The organism is Sphingomonas insulae (genome assembly GCF_010450875.1).
Taxonomy (GTDB): Bacteria; Pseudomonadota; Alphaproteobacteria; order Sphingomonadales; family Sphingomonadaceae; genus Sphingomonas; species Sphingomonas insulae.
This window is the reverse complement of the sequence record NZ_CP048422.1, coordinates 503,215-523,109: the sequence shown is the minus strand read 5'-3', so window position 1 is coordinate 523,109 and position 19,895 is coordinate 503,215. Positions and strand designations below refer to the sequence as shown.

The following is a 19,895-nucleotide window of genomic DNA, read 5'->3' as shown; positions in this document are numbered from 1 at the left end:
GCGAGTCTGTCTAAGAAGCAAATGAGACAATGGGGGTATAGATGCTGACGGTAAAGGTTTGGGTTCTGCTGATGATGACGCTGCAAAACCAGGGCACTGGCGCATTCGTCATCGACAACATCTCGACCGAGGTCGAGTGCAGGCGGGTCGGCGAACTTATGACCAACAAGGCCGGAGAAGACTTCCGGGCGCAGAAGTTCCGTTGCGTGGAGGTCGAGAAGACCGTTCCGGCTAAGGGCTAAGGCGGTCGGTATGGGGAAGACGCTGGGTTACGCGAGGGTGAGCACGGACGACCAGGACGTTCAGACCCAGAAGGCCAAGCTGGAAGGCCTTGGTGCTGTGGTCGTGTTCAGCGACATTGGTAATGGATCTTCCCTGGACGGTCGGACCCAGCTTGAGGCGGCAATCCGGCTGCTCGAACCCGGCGATGAACTTCTGGCCCTTCATCCCGACCGTCTCGCTCGTGACACCGGCGATCTGCTCACCATCGGCAAGCGCGTCATCGAGCGTAGTGCAATCCTGCGTATCTATGATCCGGCCATCACGCTGGATGGCACGGACATGATGGCTGAGGTTATGCTGACCATCTTTGGCATGATTGGCATGATGGAGAAGCACTTCATCAAGGCGCGGCAGCGCAGGGGCATCGACGCCGCGAAGGCCCGAGGTGATGTTTACAAGGGCCGGCCCGCCACGATCAGCCAGGACGATGTTCGCCAGCTTCGGGCCGAGGGGTTGGGCGCGACCGAGATCGCCAAGCGCCTCAAGATTGGGCGCGCGTCGGTTTACCGGGCGCTGGCTGCATGAAAACCGTCAAGCAGAGGGGTGAATGCGACTGCGGGGTCGCCTGTGTCGCGATGCTCGCCGATGTAGCTTATGACAAAGCTCTCGAGGCCATCTTCCCCAACGGTAAGAGAGTGGGAAAGACGAAGACGAACGCCCTTCGTGATGCCCTCGTAAAGCTTGGCCGACAGCCTGACGCAGGCCGTCGAAAACCATTCGGCTCAACCGTCTTGGACGACCTTACCGGTGATGCACTCGTCTTCGTCATGCTCAACGATGATGGCGACGAATATCATCACTGGATGGTCTGGGACGCAAAGGCACGAGAGCTACGTGATCCGTATACACGGAAGCTTCCACACCGCCTGCGAGGATATCTTCTCGTCGGATGATTTAGGAGGATATTGGTAAGCCCGCAGCACCCCCATGGGCCGGGCAGCGTCGCTGGAAGATGTCGGAGCCGTTCGAACCATACTCGTGACCACAGCCGTCACAACGTAGAACGTAGGTCATCTGGTTGTGGTCGTTGCCCGACAAGTCCGTCCTGCGAATGACGATCTGGCCATTGCGGTTCCGATAGCCGGTCTCAGTCGTCCCCTTCGTCATCGGGTCATCTTTGTGGAGATCGAAGTGGCAAATCCAGTGCGAATTTCGATCCGAGCCGCACCCGCCGTCATCGCATGGCACATCCCCCACATCGAAACCGGTGAAACATCAGCCGAGGTCAACATCAACACCTCGAATTTCCACCACCCCGATGCTCTCGATGAAGCTGACGCGCCAACAGACGCGTGTCGGGAGTGGATCATCCATGCTGTTCAGGCCGCAATACAGCGCGATGGTCTCAAACGGTGGATCACATGGCCCGACCTCGGCGTGACATCATTCCCCGGACCCAACCTGACGCCCCACCATCGCCCGCCACAGCCCGCCGCATCGTGAGACCAGCATGAGCCAAGTTTCCGACACACCAGCAGTGCTTCTGAATGCTCTCCAGGACGATGAACCAGGACTGTCGATCCGGACCATAAATGCACGCCTCGAACAACGCTTAAAAGCCCTCCGCACAGCGTCGAACCAGGCTCACGACGATGGTGCTCAAAAGCGCCCTGTTGAGTTCCCTTCGCCCGCTCCAGTCTTCTCAAAGACTCACAGGCCGCTCGAGGTGGGAGTGATATCTCCCGAGCCTGCGAAGACCGCCACCGAACCGAAGATCAACGGTTACTCCCGCGATCTCGTCGTGCGGCCGCCCATCAGCGCACGCGGGGCACGGTCGACCGGTGCCGCCTACGCCCCGCAATCATCCCTCGTCAGAACCAGGCGCGCAATCCGGCAACGAATGCAAGCCCGCCGCCATCGTCGCCATCGGCGCGTGCGTAGCGCGCAGTCGCACCATAATTACGCTCCCACGACATTCCGATATAGGGTGCCAGTTCCCGTTTGAATTCGTAGCGAAGCCGCAGTCCGATCTCGGCGGTCGACAGGCCCGCGCCGATGCGGCTGCCCGGCATATCCTGCGCGGCAAGGTTCAGTTCGACGCGCGGCTGCAGGATCGCACGCTGGGTGAGGCGTTGATCGTACCATGCCTCGACCCGGGCGAGCACGTCGCCCTTGTCGGACAGGAACAGGGCGCCTTCGACATCGAACCAATAGGGTGCGAGCCCCTCGACCCCGATGGTGGCATAGCTCCGCCGCGCATCAGCCTCCAGATCCTGCCTGATGCCGGCCTGCAGATTCCAATATGGGTCCAGCGCGCGGGAATATACCGCCTGGACCTCGGCACGTTCGATCCGGTCGGCGAAAGCGCCTTCTCCTTCGCTCTTGACGACCAGTCGATGGATGTCGCCGCCGAACCAGGCCGCGCCATCCCAGCGATAGCCATCGCGACCGCTGCGCACCTGAACCTCGGCGAGATTGAAGAGGATCTGGTTCATCGGCATGCCGCCATGCTCGTCGCGCATCTTGCGGTTGGCCATCGCCATGACGGCGGGATCGTAGAATCGTGCCGCCGCCAGCGTGGTGGGCGGCGCGGGCGGGGGGGCATCGCCGGCGTCCTGATCGGTGCCGACCGGTTCTGGCACGGGATCGGACGCCATCGCCGCCGTGGTGCAATGACCCATCGCTGCATGCTCTGGCGGACATGGATCCGCGGCGGCGGGCATCGCCATGTGCGGCATGGTCGTTGCTGCCTGCGGCGATGCGGCGCCGCGGGCGGGGGTGACCTTCGCCGGTATCGTGGATGGCGCGGGCTTGCGCGGCGCGGCTCCTGCCGGTGCAGGCGTTCTGCGGGCGCGTTTGACCGGGGCCTGCTTGGCCGGCATCGTCATGTTCGGCATCGTCATGCCGCCCATGTCGTGCATCTGCGCCGCAGCAGGTGCCGCCGCCGCGATCGCCAGGGTCATGGCCAGTGTCGTCATGCCGCTTCCGTCTTGCCGTCGATGCCCGCGCCGTCCGGACGGACGGTGACGACCTGCATCATGCCCGCGTGCATGTGATAGAGCATGTGACAATGGAACGCCCAGTCGCCGACCGCGTCTGCGGTCAGGTCGAACGTCGCGGTGCCACCGGGGGCGACGTTGATCGTGTGTTTGCGGGGCGCATGGTCGCCGTGACCGGTCACCAGTTCGAAGAAATGGCCGTGCAGATGGATCGGATGCGCCATCATCGTATCGTTGACCAGCGTCACCCTGATCCGCTCGCCTTGCCGGAACGGGATCGGCGCCTTCACCTCGTTAAGCTTCACGCCGTCGAACGCCCACATGTAGCGTTCCATGTTGCCGGTAAGATGAATCTGCATGCGGCGCGATGGCGCGCGCGGATCGGGGTTGCTCTTCACCGCGACGAGGTCCCGGTATACCAATATTCGATGGCCAGCGTCGCCAAGTCCCTGCGGGGGTTCGCCGGTTCGATCGACCGGCATCGGTGCGACGGTCTGCACCGTCGGCGTCTTCGGCAGGCCCGGCGCGTTCGCGAAGTCGCGCATCCCATGGCTCATGCCGGCCATGGCGGCAGTGCCGCTCGCCCCGGCCCCGGGCGTGCAATGCCCCATCGCGGCGTGTTCGGGCGGGCATGCCGCGGCGGCGTCATCCGCCTTGGTCGCAGGATGCGCCATCGCCGGCATGTCATGCGATGACCCATGATCCATCCCGGCCATGGTGCCCATCCCCATGTCCGCCATGGTCGCGAGCGGGCGGTTGCGCAGCGCAGGGACGACGGCGGTCATGCCGACCCGCGGTGCCAGCGTCGCCCGTGCCATGCCCGATCGATCCCATGCTTCCGCGACCAGCGTGTAGGCGATGGATATGGTCGGCTCGACGATCACGTCATAGGTTTCGGCGACCGCGATCTGGAATTCGTCGACCGTCACCGGTTTCACGTCCTGACCATCGGCCTGCACGATGGTCAGCGTGAGGCCGGGGATGCGGACGTTGAAGTTGGTCATCGCGGATGCGTTGATGATGCGCAGCCTGACGCGTTCGCCCGGTGCGAACAAAGCGGTCCAATTGTCCCCCGGCCCATGCCCGTTGACCAGATAGGTATAGGTCGCGCCCGTCACGTCGGACACATCGGTCGGATCCATCCGCATGCCGCCCCACATCCGCCGTTCGCCGGCCGATTGGTCGCGCCCGGCAAGAAGGCTGCCGAGCGTCTGCTTCTGGTAATTGAAATAGCCGCCCTGAAGCTTCAGCTTGCGAAAGATGGTGTGCGGATGCAGCGGGCTGTGATCCGACAGGACGATCACATGTTCGCGGTCCGACCCGATCGGATCGGCGCCGGCTGGATCGATCACGATCGGGCCGTAATGCCCCATCTGCTCCTGCAATCCCGAGTGGCTGTGATACCAATAGGTCCCCGCCTGGATCACCGGAAACTCGTAGGTGAACGTCGAACGCGCCGGAATTCCGGGAAAGCTGATCCCCGGTACGCCGTCCATCTGAAACGGCACGAGCAGTCCGTGCCAGTGGATCGACGTTTCCTCGTCCAGATCGTTGGTGACCGTCAGACGTGCGGTCTGTCCTTGTCTCAGACGGATCAATGGGGCGGGGACGGTGCCGTTGATGCCGATCGCATGCGACGGCTTGCCATCGATCGTCATCATCTGATGCGCGACCCGGAGCGCGATGGTGTCGCCTGACAGGGTGGGAAGCGGCGTCGCAATACCCTGCGCGATCCCTGCCGAAACCGGCTGCGCCCAGCCGGGCAGCCAGGCGGCGGTGATCGCACCGCCGCCAAGCGTGGCATCGCGTAGGAAGCGGCGGCGGGTCAGTCGGGTCATGTAATCCTCGAACACGATGGCGGCGCTTGGCATCATAGGGCTGCGGGGCGTCGTTCCTTCCCCCGGCCAGCACTGTTCGCGCATGCCATCCGCGATCAGGCAGAGCGTTCGCGGCCGGCACGGGCGGGGGCGCCTACGCGTCGCTGACGACTCGACGCCGATGCCTAGCGCCTCGGAAGCCTTACCGACAAGACCCGGGGCCAAGGCCGTGTCGAACGCCTGACCCGGGATTTCCCCGTCTCCCAAGGAAACGGCAGGCGGGGGCGATCGAGCCCCGGATTGCGCCCGCCGCACCAGCCGACCGGATCATTCCATTTCGAGGATGATCTGGTCGACCGCCAGGCTGTCGCCCGCCACGGCGGAGACGGCCTTGACCCGTCCGGACTTCTCGGCGCGCAGGATGTTTTCCATCTTCATCGCCTCGACCACAGCGAGCGGCTGCCCCGCCTCGACCGCATCGCCTTCGCCGACATCGAGACGGACGAGCAGTCCCGGCATCGGCGCGATCAGGAAGCGCGACAGGTCGGGCGGCATCTTTTCGATCAGGTGCTGCGCGTAGGGCGCGATGTGTGCGGGCAGCACGCGTGCGACGTGGCTGGCGCCGCGCGTGGTCAGGCGAAAACCGCTGCGCACCGGTGCGATGCGGACGGAGAGATGGTCGTCCTCGCCGATCTCCGCCTCCACCATCCGGTCGCCGGGGGTGTATTCCAGTGCGATATCGACCGCTTCGCCGTCCACCACGATACCGTCGGTCGACACCTGCACGGCATGGTCGGTGCCCTCGATCCGCACGGCCCAGTCGCCGGGCGGTTGCAGGCGGTGACCCAATTGACCATCGATCCGGCGCGCGCGATCGGCATGCGCGGTGGCGGCGAAGGCTGCCACCGCGGCCAGCATGCGGGTCAGGTCGGCCGCGGCCGGCGCGCCATGGAACCCGTCGGGATATTCCTCGGCGATGAAGCCCGTCGTGATCGCGCCGCTGCGGAAGCGAGAGTGCTGCATCAGCGCCGACAGGAAGTCGATGTTGGTGCCCGGCCCCTCGATCTCGAACGCATCGAGCGCGGCGACCTGCGCATCGATCGCCGCTTCGCGGGTCGGCGCCCAGGTGACGAGCTTGGCGATCATCGGGTCGTAGAACATGCTGACCTCGCCGCCCTCGCGCACGCCGTCGTCGACGCGGACGCGCGCGTCCTCGGCGGTTGCGGCGACCGGCGGGTTGTAGCGCACCAGTCGGCCGATGCTCGGCAGGAAGCCGCGATAGGGATCCTCGGCATAGACGCGGTTCTCGATCGACCAGCCGTTGATACCGACCTGGTCCTGGTTAATTCCCAGCGGTTCGCCCGCGGCGACGCGGATCATCTGTTCGACCAGGTCGAGGCCGGTGATCTCCTCGGTCACCGGATGCTCGACCTGCAGCCGGGTGTTCATTTCGAGGAAGTAGAAGCCCTGACCGGTGGTGTCCGCGCCCGAGACGATCAGCTCGACCGTACCGGCACTGTAATAGCCGACCGCGCGCGCAAGGGCGACCGCCTGTTCGCCCATCGCCTTGCGCATCGCAGGCGTGACGAAGGGCGAGGGTGCCTCCTCGACCACCTTCTGGTGGCGGCGCTGGATCGAGCATTCGCGTTCGTTGAGGTACAGGATATTGCCGTGCTGGTCACCGAGCACCTGGATTTCGATATGGCGCGGCGATTCGATGAACTTCTCGATGAAGACGCGGTCGTCGCCGAAGCTCGCGAGGCCTTCGCGCTTTGTCGCCTCGAACCCCTCCCGCACGTCCTGCTCGCTGTAGGCGAGGCGCATGCCCTTGCCGCCGCCGCCGGCCGACGCCTTCATCATCACCGGATAGCCGATGTCGGACGCGATACGCACCGCCTCGTCGGTGTCGGCGATCTCACCCAGGAAACCGGGGACGACGTTGACGCCCGCGGCCTTGGCGAGCTTCTTCGATTCGATCTTGTCGCCCATCGCCGCGATCGCGTTCGGCGGTGGGCCGACGAAGGCGATGCCGGCGTCGGCGCAGGCGCGTGCGAAACTCTCACGTTCCGACAGGAAGCCGTAGCCGGGGTGGATGCAGTCGGCGCCGGTTTCCTTGGCGGCGAGCAGGATCAGCTCGGCCTTGAGGTAGCTCTCCGCCGCGGGTGCCGGCCCGAGGCGCACCGCCTCGTCCGCCATCAGCACGTGCGGCGCGCGGGCATCTGCGTCGGAATAGACCGCGACGGTCTTGATCCCCATCCGTTTCGCGGTGCGGAACACGCGGCAGGCGATTTCACCGCGATTGGCGACCAGGATTTTCTTGAACATGTGCGTTCCTTGATTGTCAGCGCGTGGCCGTGACGGCGGGGGCGCCGCGCAGCAGGCCATCGGTGCTCAGGTCCTCGTCGATGTCGGGCCAGTGGATGCCGTAGCCGGCACCCGCCTTTTCCCAATGCGCACGCTGTTCGGGCGTGGCGTGCAGCAGCCGTGGATACCAGGCGAGCGGCGCGGCGATGCTGCGGCCGTCCATCAGGTCGACGATCAGGCTGGCGGCGTCGAAGCGCACGTCGAGCACGCGTTCGTCGGTGATCCTAGCCGAAATATTCATGCCACGCCTCCAGCAAGCCGGTCCGGTGTTCCTCGACCATCGATAGCAGGTCGTTGATCTCGTGCGCGCGGAAGCCGCGGCTCTTTGCGACCTCCACGACGGTCAGCCACACCTTGATCGTGGCATCGCCGCGATCGATGTGGATATGCGGCGGTTCGTTGGGTTCGTGACTGTAGAAATAGAAACGAAATGCACCGATCCGCAGCACCGTCGGCATGTCACTCCGCCGCCTCGGCCAGCCGGCAGTCCGCCGCCATCGGCGTCATGCCCAGCTTGGCGAACAGTGCGGTATCCTTGTCGTCGCCGGCATTGCCTGCGGTCAGCAGCTTGTCGCCGGTGAAGATCGAATTGGCGCCGGCCATGAAGCACAGGGCCTGCGTCGATTCGGACATGCTCTCACGCCCCGCCGACAGGCGCACCATGCTTTCGGGCATGGTGATGCGCGCGACGGCGACGGTGCGGACGAATTCGATCTCGTCGATCCTGGCGAGCGGCGTGTCGGCGAGCATGTCGCCCAGCACCGTCCCCTTGACCGGCACGAGCGCGTTGACCGGCACGCTGCCCGGATGCTCCGGCAGGGTGGCGAGCGCATGGACGAAGCCCACGCGATCCTCGCGCGTCTCGCCCATGCCGACGATGCCGCCGCAGCACACGTTGATCCCGGCCGAACGCACCGCGTCCAGCGTGTCGAGCCGTTCCTGGAAGCTGCGCGTCGTGATGACATCGGCGTATCGTTCGGGCGATGTGTCGATGTTGTGGTTGTAGTAATCGAGGCCCGCGGCGGCGAGCTGCTTTGCCTGATGCGGCTCCAGCATGCCCAGCGTCATGCAGGTTTCCATACCCATGCCGCGCACGCCCTCGACCATCTGGACGATCGCGCCCATGTCGCGGTCCTTGGGGTTGCGCCACGCCGCGCCCATGCAGAAGCGGGTCGAGCCATTGTCCTTGGCCTGCGCCGCGGCCTGCAGGACCGCGCGCACGTCCATCAGCTTGGTCGCCTTGACGCCGCTGTCGGCGCTGACCGACTGCGAGCAATAGCCGCAATCCTCCGGGCAGCCGCCGGTCTTGATCGAGAGGAGCGTCGACAGCTGCACCTCGCTCGGCGCATGGTGCGCGCGATGCACGGTCTGCGCCTGGTACATCAGCTCGTCGAAGGGCAGATCGAACAGCGCGGCAATCTCGTCGCGGGTCCAGTCGGTACGGGTCATCGGTTCGTCCATAGAAGCTTGGCGAGCTGCGCCGTGCGCTCGCGGGTCAATCGGGTCTTGCACTGCGCATTGGCCAGCGGTTGCATCGATCCGCCGGCAAATTCGCCGCCCTCGATCGTGCATTGCGCGTCGCGAAAGGCAAGCCAGTCACGCTGGCTCGCCAGCGTCGCCGCGGCATAGCCGAAGCCGCCGCCGCGCGACCGGTCCTGCGCGTCGCGACCCTTCATATAGGCATAGGTGCGTTGCCATTGGCGGGTCATCGCGGCGTCGGCGGCCTTGTACTGGCTGCCCGCGGTCTGGTTCATCTGCGCCTGCGTCTGCGCGAACGCCGGGGTGGCGATCAGCAGTGCGGCCATTACGGTGATACGGATCATCCTGCGGCATCCTCCTGCGGGGGCATGTTGTGGCCGAGCAGGCGAAGGACATCCTCCGCCGCCTTAATGAGGTTCGTACCCGGTCCGAAGATTGCCTGCACCCCGGCATCGCGCAACGCCTGGTAGTCCTGCGCCGGGATGACGCCGCCGGCGATCACCTTGATATCGGCACGCCCCGCCTCGCGCAAATGGCCGATCAGTTCGGGAATCAACGTCTTGTGCCCCGCGGCAAGGCTGGAGGCGCCGACGACGTCGACGTCGCTCTCCAGCGCAAGGACGGCGGCTTCCTTCGGCGTCTGGAACAGCGGGCCTGGGACGACCTCGAATCCCAGATCGCCGAACATGCTGCTGACGAGGTTGGCGCCGCGATCATGCCCGTCCTGCCCCATCTTGGCGACGAGCATGCGCGGCTTGCGGCCGAGGCGCCGTTCCGTGGCGGCGACGCCGTCCGCCAGCCGTTCCCAGCGCACGTCGTCGGCATAGGCTCCGCCGTATACGCCCTTCACCGGCGTCGGCTGCGTCCCGAACCGGCCGAACACGTCTTCCATCGCGCTGCTGATCTCGCCCAGCGTGGCGCGGGCGCGCGCTGCATCGACCGCGAGCGCGAGCAGGTTGCCCGAACCGCGCGCGCCTTCGCGCAGTGCATCCAGCGCCGTCCGGCACGCCGCCGCGTCGCGGGTCGCCTTGACTCGCTCGATCCGCCGGATCTGCGCCTCACGGACCGCGACATTGTCGACGTCGAGGATGTCGATCGGGTCCTCGTCCGCCTTGCGGTATTTGTTGACGCCGACGATCACGTCCTCGCCCCGGTCGACGCGCGCGGCGCGTGCGGCGGAGGCCTCTTCGATCATTGCCTTGGGCCAGCCCGCGGCGACCGCCTTGGCCATGCCGCCCTCGGCCTGCACGCGCTCGATGATCTCCCATGCACCATCGACGAGGCTCTGCGTCAGGCTCTCGACGTAATAGGAGCCCCCCAGCGGATCGACGACCTTGGTCATCCCCGTCTCTTCCTGGATCACGATCTGCGTGTTGCGGGCGATGCGGGCGGAGAAATCGGTGGGCAGCGCGATCGCCTCGTCCAGCGCATTGGTGTGCAGCGACTGGGTACCGCCCAGCATCGCCGCCATCGCCTCGATCGTCGTGCGCATGACGTTGTTGTACGGGTCCTGCTCGGTCAGCGACACGCCCGACGTCTGGCAATGCGTGCGCAGCATCTTCGATCGCTCATCCTGCGCGCCCAATTGCGTCATCGCGCGATGCCACAGCACGCGCGCGGCGCGCAGCTTGGCGATCTCCATGAAGAAGTTCATGCCGATCGCAAAAAAGAAGCTGAGGCGCCCGGCGAATTTGTCGATGTCGAGGCCGGAGGCGACGCCGTATTTCACATATTCCATGCCGTCGGCGATGGTGAAGGCGAGCTCGTGGAGCTGCGTCGCTCCCGCCTCCTGCATGTGATAGCCGCTGATCGAGATGCTGTTGAACTTAGTCATCTCGCGGCTGGTGTAGCCGAAGATGTCGCTGATGATCCGCATGCTCGGTTCGGGCGGGTAGATATAGGTGTTGCGGACCATGAACTCCTTGAGGATGTCGTTCTGGATGGTCCCGTCGAGCAGCTTGCGGTCGACGCCCTGTTCCTCGCCCGCGACGATGAAGAAGGCGAGGATCGGGATCACCGCGCCGTTCATCGTCATGCTGACGCTCATCTGGTCGAGCGGAATTCCGTCGAACAGGATCTTCATGTCCTCGACCGAATCGATCGCGACGCCCGCCTTGCCGACGTCGCCGGTGACGCGCGGATGGTCGCTGTCGTAGCCGCGGTGCGTGGCGAGGTCGAACGCGACCGACAGCCCCTTCTGCCCGGCGGCAAGGTTGCGACGGTAGAAGGCGTTCGATTCCTCGGCGGTCGAGAAGCCGGCATATTGCCGCACCGTCCAAGGCCGCCCCGCATACATCGATGCGCGCACGCCGCGCGTGAAGGGCGCAAAGCCGGGCAGACCCGGGTCCACCGGGGCGTCTTCCGCCGTGTAGAGCGGCTTGACCGCGATCCCTTCGGGCGTATGCCACGTCAGGTCCTTGCCCTTCACCTCCTTGGCGGCGGCGGTCTGCCAGTCGGACAGCGTCGGATGCGGGGTCGGTTCGGGGGCGGGCGTGACCTTGGTGGTCGCGCCGCTATCCTCGCCGGTGTTGGTCTCAATGATCGCCATGCGGCGTCTCCATCAGTTCGACGAGCACGCCGCCCATGTCCTTCGGGTGGACGAACACGATCGGCGTGCCGTGCGCGCCGATGCGCGGTTCGCCGAGCACACGCGCACCCTTGGCTTTCAGGTCGGCGACCGCCGCGTGGATGTCGGGCACCTCGAAGCAGACATGATGCTGCCCGCCCGCAGGGTTGTTGCGCAGAAAACCGGCGATCGGCGAAGCGTCGTCATAGGGCTCGATCAGCTCGATCTGCGTGTTGGGCGTGTCGATGAAGCAGACCCTCACGCCCTGCGCGGGCAGGTCGAACGGCTCGCCGATCGCCTCCGCGCCGAGCAGGGTGCGGTAGGTGTCGATCGATTGGGCGATCGACGGCGTGGCGACGCCGACATGGTTGAGGCGGCCGAGGGTCATGCGGGTTTTCCTAAGTCCGTCATTGCGAGCGCAGCGAAGCAATCCAGGGCGTCCGGGTCCGGCTCTGGATTGCTTCGCTGCGCTCGCAATGACGGGGTGAAGGTGGGTTCAGCCATGCGCGATTTGCTCGTAAAGGTCGTGCCACTTGGGGTTCATCGCTTCGATCAGCGTGATCTTCTTCGCACGCGATCCGGCCTTGAGTTGCTTTTCACGCAGAATCGCCGCCTCCATCGTATCGGCCGCTTCGAACCACACGAGTAGCTTGCAGCCGTAACGCTTGGTGAAGCCGTCGCTGCTTCCTTCGCGATGTTCCCATGCGCGACGGGTCAGGTTCGAGGTCACGCCGACGTAGATCGTGCCGTTTCGCCCGTTCGCCATCATGTATATCGCTGGCCGCATCCTACCGCCCTTTCCGTCGTCATTGCGAGCGTAGCGAAGCAATCCAGAGCCCCACATCCGGACGCTGTGGATCGCGTCGCCTCGCCCGCGATGACGGGGTCAGAGCGGAATGTTGTCATGCTTTTTCCACGGATTCTCAAGCGTCTTGCCCTTGAGCTTCCGCAGCCCCAGCGCGATGCGCCGGCGGGTCGAGTGCGGCTGGATCACCTCGTCGATGAAGCCCTTGCTCGCCGCGACGAACGGGTTGGCGAAGCGCGCCTCATATTCCGCAGTGCGCTCGGCGATCTCCTCGAGCGTCTTCCCGCGGAAGATGATCTCCACCGCGCCCTTCGCGCCCATCACCGCGATCTCGGCGGTCGGCCAGGCGTAGTTCAGATCGCCGCGCAGGTGCTTCGACGCCATCACGTCATAGGCGCCACCATAGGCCTTGCGGGTGATGACGGTGATCTTGGGCACGGTCGCCTCGGCATAGGCGAACAGCAGCTTCGCGCCGTGCTTGATGATGCCGTTATGCTCCTGCGCCGTTCCGGGCAGGAAGCCCGGCACGTCGACGAAGGTCACGATCGGAATCTCGAACGCGTCGCAGAAGCGCACGAAACGCGCCGCCTTCTTCGAACTGTTGATGTCGAGCACACCCGCCAGCACCATCGGCTGGTTGGCGACGACGCCGACCGTGCGGCCCTCGATCCGGCCGAAGCCGGTGATGATGTTGCCCGCATGCGCCGGCTGCGTCTCGAAGAAATCGCCCTCGTCGACGACCTTCCGGATCAGCTCGTGCATGTCATAGGGCTGGTTCGCCGACGCGGGCACCAGCGTGTCGAGGCTCGGTTCCAGCCGGTCCCACGCATCCGCGGTTGGGCGTTCCGGCACGGGTTCGCGGTTCGAGGCGGGCAGGAAGTCGATGAAGTCGCGGGCCGCCAGCAGCGCCTCGATATCGTTCTCGAACGCATTGTCGGCGACCGACGTCTTGGTGGTGTGCGTCACCGCGCCGCCCAGCGCTTCCTGCGTCACCACCTCGTTCGTCACGGTCTTGACCACGTCGGGGCCGGTGACGAACATGTAGCTCGAATCCTTCACCATGAAGATGAAGTCGGTCATCGCGGGCGAATACACCGCGCCGCCCGCGCACGGCCCCATGATGAGGCTGAGCTGCGGCACCACGCCGCTCGCCAGCACGTTGCGCTGGAACACCTCGGCATAGCCGCCCAGCGATGCCACGCCTTCCTGGATGCGGGCGCCGCCGCTGTCGTTGAGGCCGATCACCGGCGCGCCGACCTTCAGCGCGGTATCCATCACCTTGCAGATCTTCTGCGCATGGCGTTCCGACAGCGATCCGCCGAACACGGTGAAATCCTGGCTGAAGACATAGACCAGGCGGCCGTTGATCGTCCCCGATCCGGTGACGACGCCGTCGCCGGGGATGATCTGCTCCGCCATGCCGAAATCGACGCAATTGTGCTCGACATACATGTCGATCTCTTCGAACGATCCTTCATCGAGCAGGATGTCCAGGCGTTCGCGCGCGGTCAGCTTGCCCTTGGCGTGCTGCGCGGCGACGCGTTTCTCGCCCCCTCCCGCGCGGGCGGCGGCACGGCGGCGTTCGAGTTCGTTCAGCTTCGATGACATAAGCGGCTCCTGCGCGTCTCTTCGCCCTGTGTAACCCGCGCTCGCAACTGTGGTTTTGCAAAATTGCAACGGGAGGGTTTGCAAACTACGGTCGGCCATGGCCAGTGTTCCGCCCCGCCCCCGTATCTTCGCCGGCGACCGCGTACGGGCGTTGCGCGCCCGCCTGTCGCTCAGCCAGACGGGGCTCAGCCGCCGGCTCGGCATCTCGACCAGCTATCTGTCGCAGATCGAAAGCGGCGACCGGCCGATCACCGGCGGCGTGCTCGGGGCGCTCGCCCGCGCCTTTCCGCTCGACTGGGTCGATGTCGCGCCCGAGGACGACAGCGCCGCACTCGTCGGGGCGCTGGAGGCGGGGACGGACCCGTCGGTGCCGGCGGCGCTGATGAACGAGGATGCGATCCTGCGCGGTCTCAAGCAACAGCCGCTGGTGACGCGGCGGATGACCGCGCTGCACGCGGCGCTGCGGCGGTCGCAGGAACAGTTGCGCGTCCTCGACGACCGCGTCGATGCCAGCCAGCCGACGCTGTTGCCCTGGGAGGAGGTGCGCGACTGGTTCCAGGGCAGCGGCAATTACATCGATCCGCTCGACCGGTTCGCGGAAGGACTGGCGGAACAATTGCCCGGCACCCGATCGACCGCGACCGTGCTGACCGAGCGGTTGCGCGACGCGCACGGCATCGCGGTGGTCGAGGATGGCAGCGCGCTACGCGCCTATGATGCCGAACGGGCGACGCTGCGCATCGATGGCGCGCAGCCGATCGAGACGCGGCACTTCCAGCTGGCGCACCAGTTGATCCGGCTGGAGGCGGACGCGCTGATCGAGGGGATCGTCGCCGCCGCGCCGCTGCGATCCGACGCGGCGCGGGAATTGCTCCGCGTCGGCCTCGCCAATTACGGTGCGGGGGCGCTGCTGTTGCCCTATGCGCGGTTTCGCAGCGAAGCGCGCGCCCGCCGCCACGACGTCGATGCGCTGCGCCAGCGGTTCGGCGTCAGCTTCGAACAGGTCTGCCACCGCCTGTCGACGCTCCAGCGGCCCGGCGCGCCCGGCGTGCCGTTCTTCTTCTGCCGCATCGACATGGCCGGCAACATCACCAAGCGCCATTCCGCCACCCGCCTGCAATTCGCGCAATATGGCGGCGCCTGCCCGCTATGGGTGGCGCACGAGGCGGTCGCGATCTCAGACCGCATCCTCGTCCAGGTCGCCGAGATGCCCGATGGCGCCCGCTACGTGTCGATGGCGAAGGGGCTGGTGAAGGCGACCGCCAGCTACCGCCGCACGCCGCGCCGCTACGCCGTGGTGCTGGGGTGCGAGGTCGAACAGGCGGCGGACTTTGTCTATGGCGACGGCCTCGACGTGACCGGTCCGGACAGCGCGACGCCGATCGGCCCGTCCTGCCGCATCTGCCCGCGCCGCGATTGCGATCAGCGCGCCTTCCCGCCCGCCGGCCGCGACCTGCTGATCGACCCCGACCGCCGCACGATCGTGCCCTATGCGTTCGAATAAGCGGCTAGGCTGTTTAGATGGCACCCCTGGCGACGGCGGCAATCCGTTCGGCAGCGCGCTCTGCGGCGGATTCGCGACGGACGATCGCACCGACCGTCGCTGCGTGAGCGGCGATCGCGGTATCCTCGACCACGCGCCGGATGGCCGCCAGCGCCGCCTCTCCGCGAAACGCGATTGGACGGATCGTAGCCCCGATTCCCAGCCGGGCGATTCGTGCGCCATTGTCGAATTGATCGCCGAAGAAAGGGACGATCAACTGCGGCACGCCTGCGTGCATCGCCTGCCCGGTGGTGCCAATGCCACCATGATGCACCACTGCCGCCGCACGCCCAAACACTTGTGAATGCGGCGCATAGCCTATGGTCATGACGTCGCCAGCATCGTCAGGCACATCCTGTGCACCGGTCAGCAGCACCGCACGCCGCCCCAACGTCCGTGCCGCTGCGACCGCGTCCGAATAGAATGCGCCTGGCGCATGGACAATGAATGATCCCAGCGTGAACACGATCGGTGCCGGGCCGCGGTCGAGAAACGCTGTCAGTCGAGGATCGAGCGGCGCAAGGGCGCCATGTTCGCGGTCGAACAGCGGAAAGCCGATCGCCTCTGTTCCCGGTGGTGCGTCGGGCTGTATCGGCGCGAGCACCGGCGAGTAACAGCAAAGCGTCGCCACTTGTGCCGCCACTGGATCGAACAGAGGCGTCGTACGATTTGGCGGCAGGCCGTGTGCGGCGCGGACGCGCGTCACGGCACCACCGTACCGTGCGCGTATGGCGAGGCGCAGCATCGTAAGCACTCCGGCGTTCCACCGCCGTCCGATCGGTCCGGTCGGGGCATGCACCATGATCGGCAATTCCGGCGTCACCGGCGGATCGCAGGCAGAAAGCAGCGCCATCGGTTGCAAGTTGAGCGAGACAAGCGGCAGGCCGCGTTTCTCGGCGACTATCCCCGCCGCCAGCGCAAACGTGGATCCGACGATAACATCGACGTCGCCGGCCAGCGCATCAAGAGCTGCGACGCTGTTCGCCAGCGAGGGCAGGATCACGGATTCCATCACGAAGCTGCGTTGCGTCAGTACCCGACGCGCGGCTTCGGCCGCATCGATCTCTAGTCGGGAGCAGATCGACGCGAAGCTTGGCAGTATCACGGCGGCGGCCAGCCCCGTTCCGTGCACTTTGTCGGCGTGATCGGCGGGTACCGCGAGCAGCACGTCGTGACCTTGCGTGTGCAGCGCCAGCCCGATCGCGATAAACGGGTGGAGATCGCCGAGCGATCCGATCGTGACCAGCAGCGCTTTCATCGCCATCCTCCCAAGCACGGTGGTACAGCGACTTCATGACAATACGAATCGGGATCGGCGGCTGGACCTACGAGCCGTGGCGCGGGACCTTCTATCCCGCCAAATGGCCGCAGAAGCGCGAGCTGGAATATGCCGCGTCGCAGCTTTCGTCGATCGAGATCAACGGCACCTATTATTCCAGCTTCAAGCCCGCCAGCTTCGCCAACTGGGCGGCGGCGGTGCCGGACGGCTTCGTCTTCGCGGTCAAGGCCTCGCGCTATTGCACCAACCGCAAGGTGCTGGCCGAGGCAGGTGAATCGATCGAGCGCTTCGTCGGGCAGGGCATCACCGAATTGGGCGACAAGCTCGGCCCGATCCTGTGGCAGTTCATGGCGACGAAAAAGTTCGACGCCGACGACATGGCCGCGTTCCTCAAGCTGTTGCCGGCATCGCACGCCGGCGTGGCCCTGCGGCACGCGGTGCAGGTGCGGCACGACAGCTTCGCCGATCCCGCCTTCGTCGCGATGGCGCGCGCCGCGAACGTCGCGATCGTCTATGCCGATTCGACCGACTATCCGGCCATTGCCGACGTCACCGCCGATTTCGTCTATGCCCGGCTGGAAGCGGCGGCGGAGGAAAACCCGGCCGGCTACACCAACGCCGCGCTGGATGACTGGGCGAAGGCGGCGCGGACATGGCAGGCCGGCGGATCGCCCGACGGCCTGCCCTACGTCACCCCCGATACGCCGGCCAAGGCACAGCGCGACACGTTCGTGTTCTTCATCAACGGCGCCAAGGTCCGTGCGCCGCACGGTGCGATGGCGCTGATCGAGCGGGTGTCCGGGTAACGATCATCCCGACCTGCCGGCCGGCTGTGCCGTGCCTACCCACCAAGACGCGCGCGGACCGGATCGACTGCAAGGAACCGTCGACCCGGACCGCACCATCCCCTCAATCCACCTTGAACAACCGCAGCGGTGACCCCTTCGGCAACGGCAGCGGCGTCAGCCAGGCCGGCACCGCGCCATGCGCCACCTGGTCGTAGAAGCCACCGGGATCGCGCGCCCGATAATTGGTCGATTCCGAATGGTTCGGGCAGAGCATCAGCATCGTCGCCCCGTGGCGGCGGATGATCGCATGCGCCTGATCGGCGGTCCCGCCAAAGGCATGCTGGACGTCGAGGATCGCATCGCCGTTGCGGTGATATGGTCCGGCGATGGCGTCGTGATGCGTGACCGTGATCAGCCGCGGCCCCAGGTCGACGAAGGTGAAGATCGTCTGCGCCGGATAGCGATCCAGCGCCTTCAGCACGGTGTAGCGGACGCAATTGCCGGTCGAGCCGTTGACCCGCTTGGTATAGGCGTTGGGGCGGTCGACGGGCAGGTATTTGATGATGAGCCCGGCGAACAGCCCGCTGACGATCAGGAACGCGACGACTGTACCGCCGACCCGCACCGGCATCGACCGGTGGTTGAGCAGCCAGGGCAGGATGATCCAGCCGAGCAACGTCGCGCCCGGCACTGCCAGCAGCTGCGCCGCCGGACCGGCGCGCACCTGCCACAGCAGCATCAGGCAGGCGAAGGTGACGAACAGCGCCACGGCGGTCCAGCCGATCAGCGCCCGCGTCCCTCGCGCCCGCCATGCCCCCAGCAGCACGCCGACGACGCCGACGATCGGCAGGGCCGCAATCGGAAAGCCGAGGCGGAAGGCGTGCTTGTAGATCGGCTTGGCCTCGCGGACGTTGTTCAGCCAGTTCTTCTCCAGCTCCGGCGACACGCCCTCGGGCCGGCCGAGGCATTGCGGGAAAAAGTGGACGAAGCTTGCGACGATGACCGCGCCCGCCAGCACCGACAGGGCGATGCGCAGGTTGCGCGCCGCCGGATCGATCCGTGCGAGCAGGAACAGCAGCGCCCCCGCCGCCACGCAGACGCTGAGCCACACCGGCGTCAACGCATCGCAGCGCATCGCGTAATTGGCGTTGGAGGCAAAGGCCGCGAAGCCGATCGCGCTGCCCCCGCCGAGGCTGAGGGCATAGGCCTGCAACCGCACCGCCTCCGCCCGGTCCCACACCCAGCGCAGCGCCAGGATGGCGCCGGCCATCGCGCAATAGGGCAGCATCTCGAGCCCGATCGACAGGCTGACTGCGCTGGCGAGGCCGACCATCAGCCCGCCGCGCGCACCCCTGGGGTCGCACAGCCCGGCCACGGTCAGGCTCAGCATCGCCAGCTGCCAGCCGTGGTGGTCGATCCGCTCGGGCAGGAACATCAGCATCGTCGCCGACGTGCCGAGCAGGAACACCAGCGCGAGCGGCCAGGCGCGCGGATCGATCAGCCGCCGCACGGTGGCGGCGACGCCCAGCATCGCGATCGACAGCGGGATCAGCGGCGCGATGCCGCACGCCAGTCGCTCCGCCCAGAAATTGCTGGTGAACAGGCGAAAGAACAGGATCAGCGCCGCCAGCGGCAGGTCGACGATGCGGCTCCAGTGGATGTCGAAACCGGCCGGCGGGTTCAGCCGATAGTTGCGCAGGTCGTACCACGGCTGTCCCCCAGCCACGCGCGCACCTGCATCAGCCGCATATTGTCGTCGGTGTCGCCCAGCGACAGCCAGCGCACCAGGTTCCAGTCGCTCCATACGTACCAGATCGCCACCGCGACCCAGGCGATCAGCGTCAGCGCGATCCAGTGCCGGTCGAGTTGGTCGGCCAGCCTGTTGCGTGCCTGCGGTACGGGAGCCTGAAGAGCGGCAGGAGGTGTGTTCAACTAAGCGACCCTTGAATTACCGTTCCGTTCCCGGCCCATTGCCTTTAGGGCGGGCAGGATGGCGAGGGAAGCACCGGCACGACTGGCGGAACTACGGGACAGCGGCATGCTCGGGCAAATCGTCCGCTTCGGCATCGCCGGGGGCATTTCCACGCTGATCTATTCCGCCGTGTACCTGCCACTGACCTTCTGGGTCTTTCCGCGCGAACACGCCGTCTATGCGGTGCCGTTCGCCTTCGCCGTCGCGGTCACCGCCGGCTACGTGCTGCACAGCCGCTGGAGTTTCAGGGGGCACGGCAGCCGCACGGCCGGCATGCGTCAGCAGGCGCAGTTCGTCGGCGTGCAGGCATCGGGCATGGCGCTGAACGCGGCGATCACCTGGATCGGTACCGCTTGGTTCGGCCTGCCCGCATGGGCGCCGCTGCTGCCCGCGGTCGCGCTCGCGACCATCTTCACCTTCATCCTCAACCGCTGGCTGGTATTCGCCTGATGG

19 protein-coding genes and 1 pseudogene are annotated in these 19,895 nt (G+C 66.1%); 7 read left to right on the top strand and 13 right to left on the bottom strand.

All coding sequences use genetic code 11. The annotated features are described in order from the left end of the window. Nucleotides 1-41: 41 nt before the first annotated feature. The 4 genes from GTH33_RS04040 (at nt 42) to GTH33_RS04025 (ending at nt 1,725) form a co-directional block, all read left to right on the top strand. On the top strand, nt 42-242 hold the full coding sequence (locus GTH33_RS04040) for a hypothetical protein (protein ID WP_163957202.1): 201 nt from the start codon (nt 42-44) through the stop codon (nt 240-242). A gap of 10 nt (nt 243-252) precedes the next feature. Further along, complete coding sequence (locus GTH33_RS04035; RefSeq protein WP_163957201.1) at nt 253-807, top strand: recombinase family protein; 555 nt, start codon at nt 253-255, stop codon at nt 805-807. Then, entirely contained in the window at nt 804-1,175 is a 372-nt protein-coding gene (locus tag GTH33_RS04030) for a cysteine peptidase family C39 domain-containing protein (RefSeq protein WP_163957200.1), read from the top strand. Before GTH33_RS04035 ends, GTH33_RS04030 begins: the two co-directional genes overlap by 4 nt. Before the next feature lie 226 nt (nt 1,176-1,401). After that, nucleotides 1,402-1,725 carry a hypothetical protein gene (locus GTH33_RS04025; RefSeq protein WP_163957199.1) on the top strand — a complete coding sequence of 108 codons (324 nt, stop codon included), beginning with the start codon at nt 1,402-1,404 and terminating at the stop codon, nt 1,723-1,725. A 368-nt stretch (nt 1,726-2,093) separates the two neighbouring features. Here GTH33_RS04025 and GTH33_RS04020 read toward each other — a convergent pair whose 3' ends face one another. The 11 genes from GTH33_RS04020 to GTH33_RS03970 form a co-directional block, all read right to left on the bottom strand. Next, nucleotides 2,094-3,200 carry a copper resistance protein B gene (locus GTH33_RS04020; protein WP_163957198.1) on the bottom strand — a complete coding sequence of 369 codons (1,107 nt, stop codon included), beginning with the start codon at nt 3,198-3,200 and terminating at the stop codon, nt 2,094-2,096. After that, on the bottom strand, nt 3,197-5,095 hold the full coding sequence (locus tag GTH33_RS04015; protein WP_420877067.1) for a copper resistance system multicopper oxidase: 1,899 nt from the start codon (nt 5,093-5,095) through the stop codon (nt 3,197-3,199). Before GTH33_RS04015 ends, GTH33_RS04020 begins: the two co-directional genes overlap by 4 nt. A gap of 270 nt (nt 5,096-5,365) precedes the next feature. Continuing rightward, a complete protein-coding gene (locus tag GTH33_RS04010) occupies nt 5,366-7,363 on the bottom strand; it encodes an acetyl-CoA carboxylase biotin carboxylase subunit (RefSeq protein WP_163957197.1) in 1,998 nt (665 codons plus the stop codon). Between the two features lie 16 nt (nt 7,364-7,379). Then, on the bottom strand, nt 7,380-7,643 hold the full coding sequence (locus tag GTH33_RS04005; RefSeq protein ID WP_163957196.1) for a DUF2442 domain-containing protein: 264 nt from the start codon (nt 7,641-7,643) through the stop codon (nt 7,380-7,382). Then, nucleotides 7,627-7,860 (bottom strand): DUF4160 domain-containing protein, encoded by a 234-nt coding sequence (locus tag GTH33_RS04000; RefSeq protein ID WP_163957195.1) that lies wholly within the window; start codon nt 7,858-7,860, stop codon nt 7,627-7,629. The genes GTH33_RS04005 and GTH33_RS04000 overlap by 17 nt, the downstream gene beginning before the upstream one ends. Nucleotide 7,861: 1 nt before the next feature. Beyond that, nucleotides 7,862-8,851 (bottom strand): biotin synthase BioB, encoded by a 990-nt coding sequence (gene bioB, locus GTH33_RS03995; RefSeq protein WP_249054995.1) that lies wholly within the window; start codon nt 8,849-8,851, stop codon nt 7,862-7,864. Continuing rightward, nucleotides 8,848-9,225: a lysozyme inhibitor LprI family protein gene (locus GTH33_RS03990; protein WP_163957193.1), complete on the bottom strand. Its 378-nt coding sequence runs from the start codon at nt 9,223-9,225 to the stop codon at nt 8,848-8,850. Before GTH33_RS03990 ends, bioB begins: the two co-directional genes overlap by 4 nt. Continuing rightward, nucleotides 9,222-11,429, bottom strand: coding sequence for a methylmalonyl-CoA mutase (gene scpA, locus GTH33_RS03985; protein ID WP_243848496.1), 2,208 nt, complete (start codon nt 11,427-11,429; stop codon nt 9,222-9,224). Before scpA ends, GTH33_RS03990 begins: the two co-directional genes overlap by 4 nt. Continuing rightward, nucleotides 11,416-11,835 carry a methylmalonyl-CoA epimerase gene (gene mce / locus GTH33_RS03980; protein ID WP_163957192.1) on the bottom strand — a complete coding sequence of 140 codons (420 nt, stop codon included), beginning with the start codon at nt 11,833-11,835 and terminating at the stop codon, nt 11,416-11,418. The genes scpA and mce overlap by 14 nt, the downstream gene beginning before the upstream one ends. Before the next feature lie 108 nt (nt 11,836-11,943). After that, complete coding sequence (locus GTH33_RS03975) at nt 11,944-12,234, bottom strand: GIY-YIG nuclease family protein (RefSeq protein WP_163957191.1); 291 nt, start codon at nt 12,232-12,234, stop codon at nt 11,944-11,946. A 99-nt stretch (nt 12,235-12,333) separates the two neighbouring features. Further along, complete coding sequence (locus tag GTH33_RS03970) at nt 12,334-13,860, bottom strand: acyl-CoA carboxylase subunit beta (RefSeq protein WP_163957190.1); 1,527 nt, start codon at nt 13,858-13,860, stop codon at nt 12,334-12,336. Between the two features lie 97 nt (nt 13,861-13,957). Here GTH33_RS03970 and GTH33_RS03965 point away from each other — a divergent pair, with 97 nt between their 5' ends. Continuing rightward, a complete protein-coding gene (locus GTH33_RS03965) occupies nt 13,958-15,364 on the top strand; it encodes a helix-turn-helix domain-containing protein (RefSeq protein WP_163957189.1) in 1,407 nt (468 codons plus the stop codon). 13 nt (nt 15,365-15,377) lie between these two features. On the opposite strand, the gene GTH33_RS03960 is transcribed toward GTH33_RS03965, so the two are convergent. Next, nucleotides 15,378-16,661, bottom strand: a complete 1,284-nt coding sequence (locus GTH33_RS03960) for a glycosyltransferase (RefSeq protein WP_163957188.1) — start codon at nt 16,659-16,661, stop codon at nt 15,378-15,380. 35 nt (nt 16,662-16,696) lie between these two features. On the opposite strand from GTH33_RS03960, the gene GTH33_RS03955 reads away from it, so the two are divergent. Next, nucleotides 16,697-17,488 (top strand): DUF72 domain-containing protein, encoded by a 792-nt coding sequence (locus GTH33_RS03955; protein WP_163957187.1) that lies wholly within the window; start codon nt 16,697-16,699, stop codon nt 17,486-17,488. Between the two features lie 103 nt (nt 17,489-17,591). Here the strand turns inward: GTH33_RS03955 and GTH33_RS03950 are convergent. Then, nucleotides 17,592-19,348 (bottom strand): annotated as a pseudogene (locus GTH33_RS03950) (AcrB/AcrD/AcrF family protein). A 112-nt stretch (nt 19,349-19,460) separates the two neighbouring features. Between GTH33_RS03950 and GTH33_RS03945 the strand changes: the two are divergent. Further along, nucleotides 19,461-19,892, top strand: a complete 432-nt coding sequence (locus GTH33_RS03945; RefSeq protein ID WP_163957186.1) for a GtrA family protein — start codon at nt 19,461-19,463, stop codon at nt 19,890-19,892. Nucleotides 19,893-19,895: the final 3 nt, after the last annotated feature.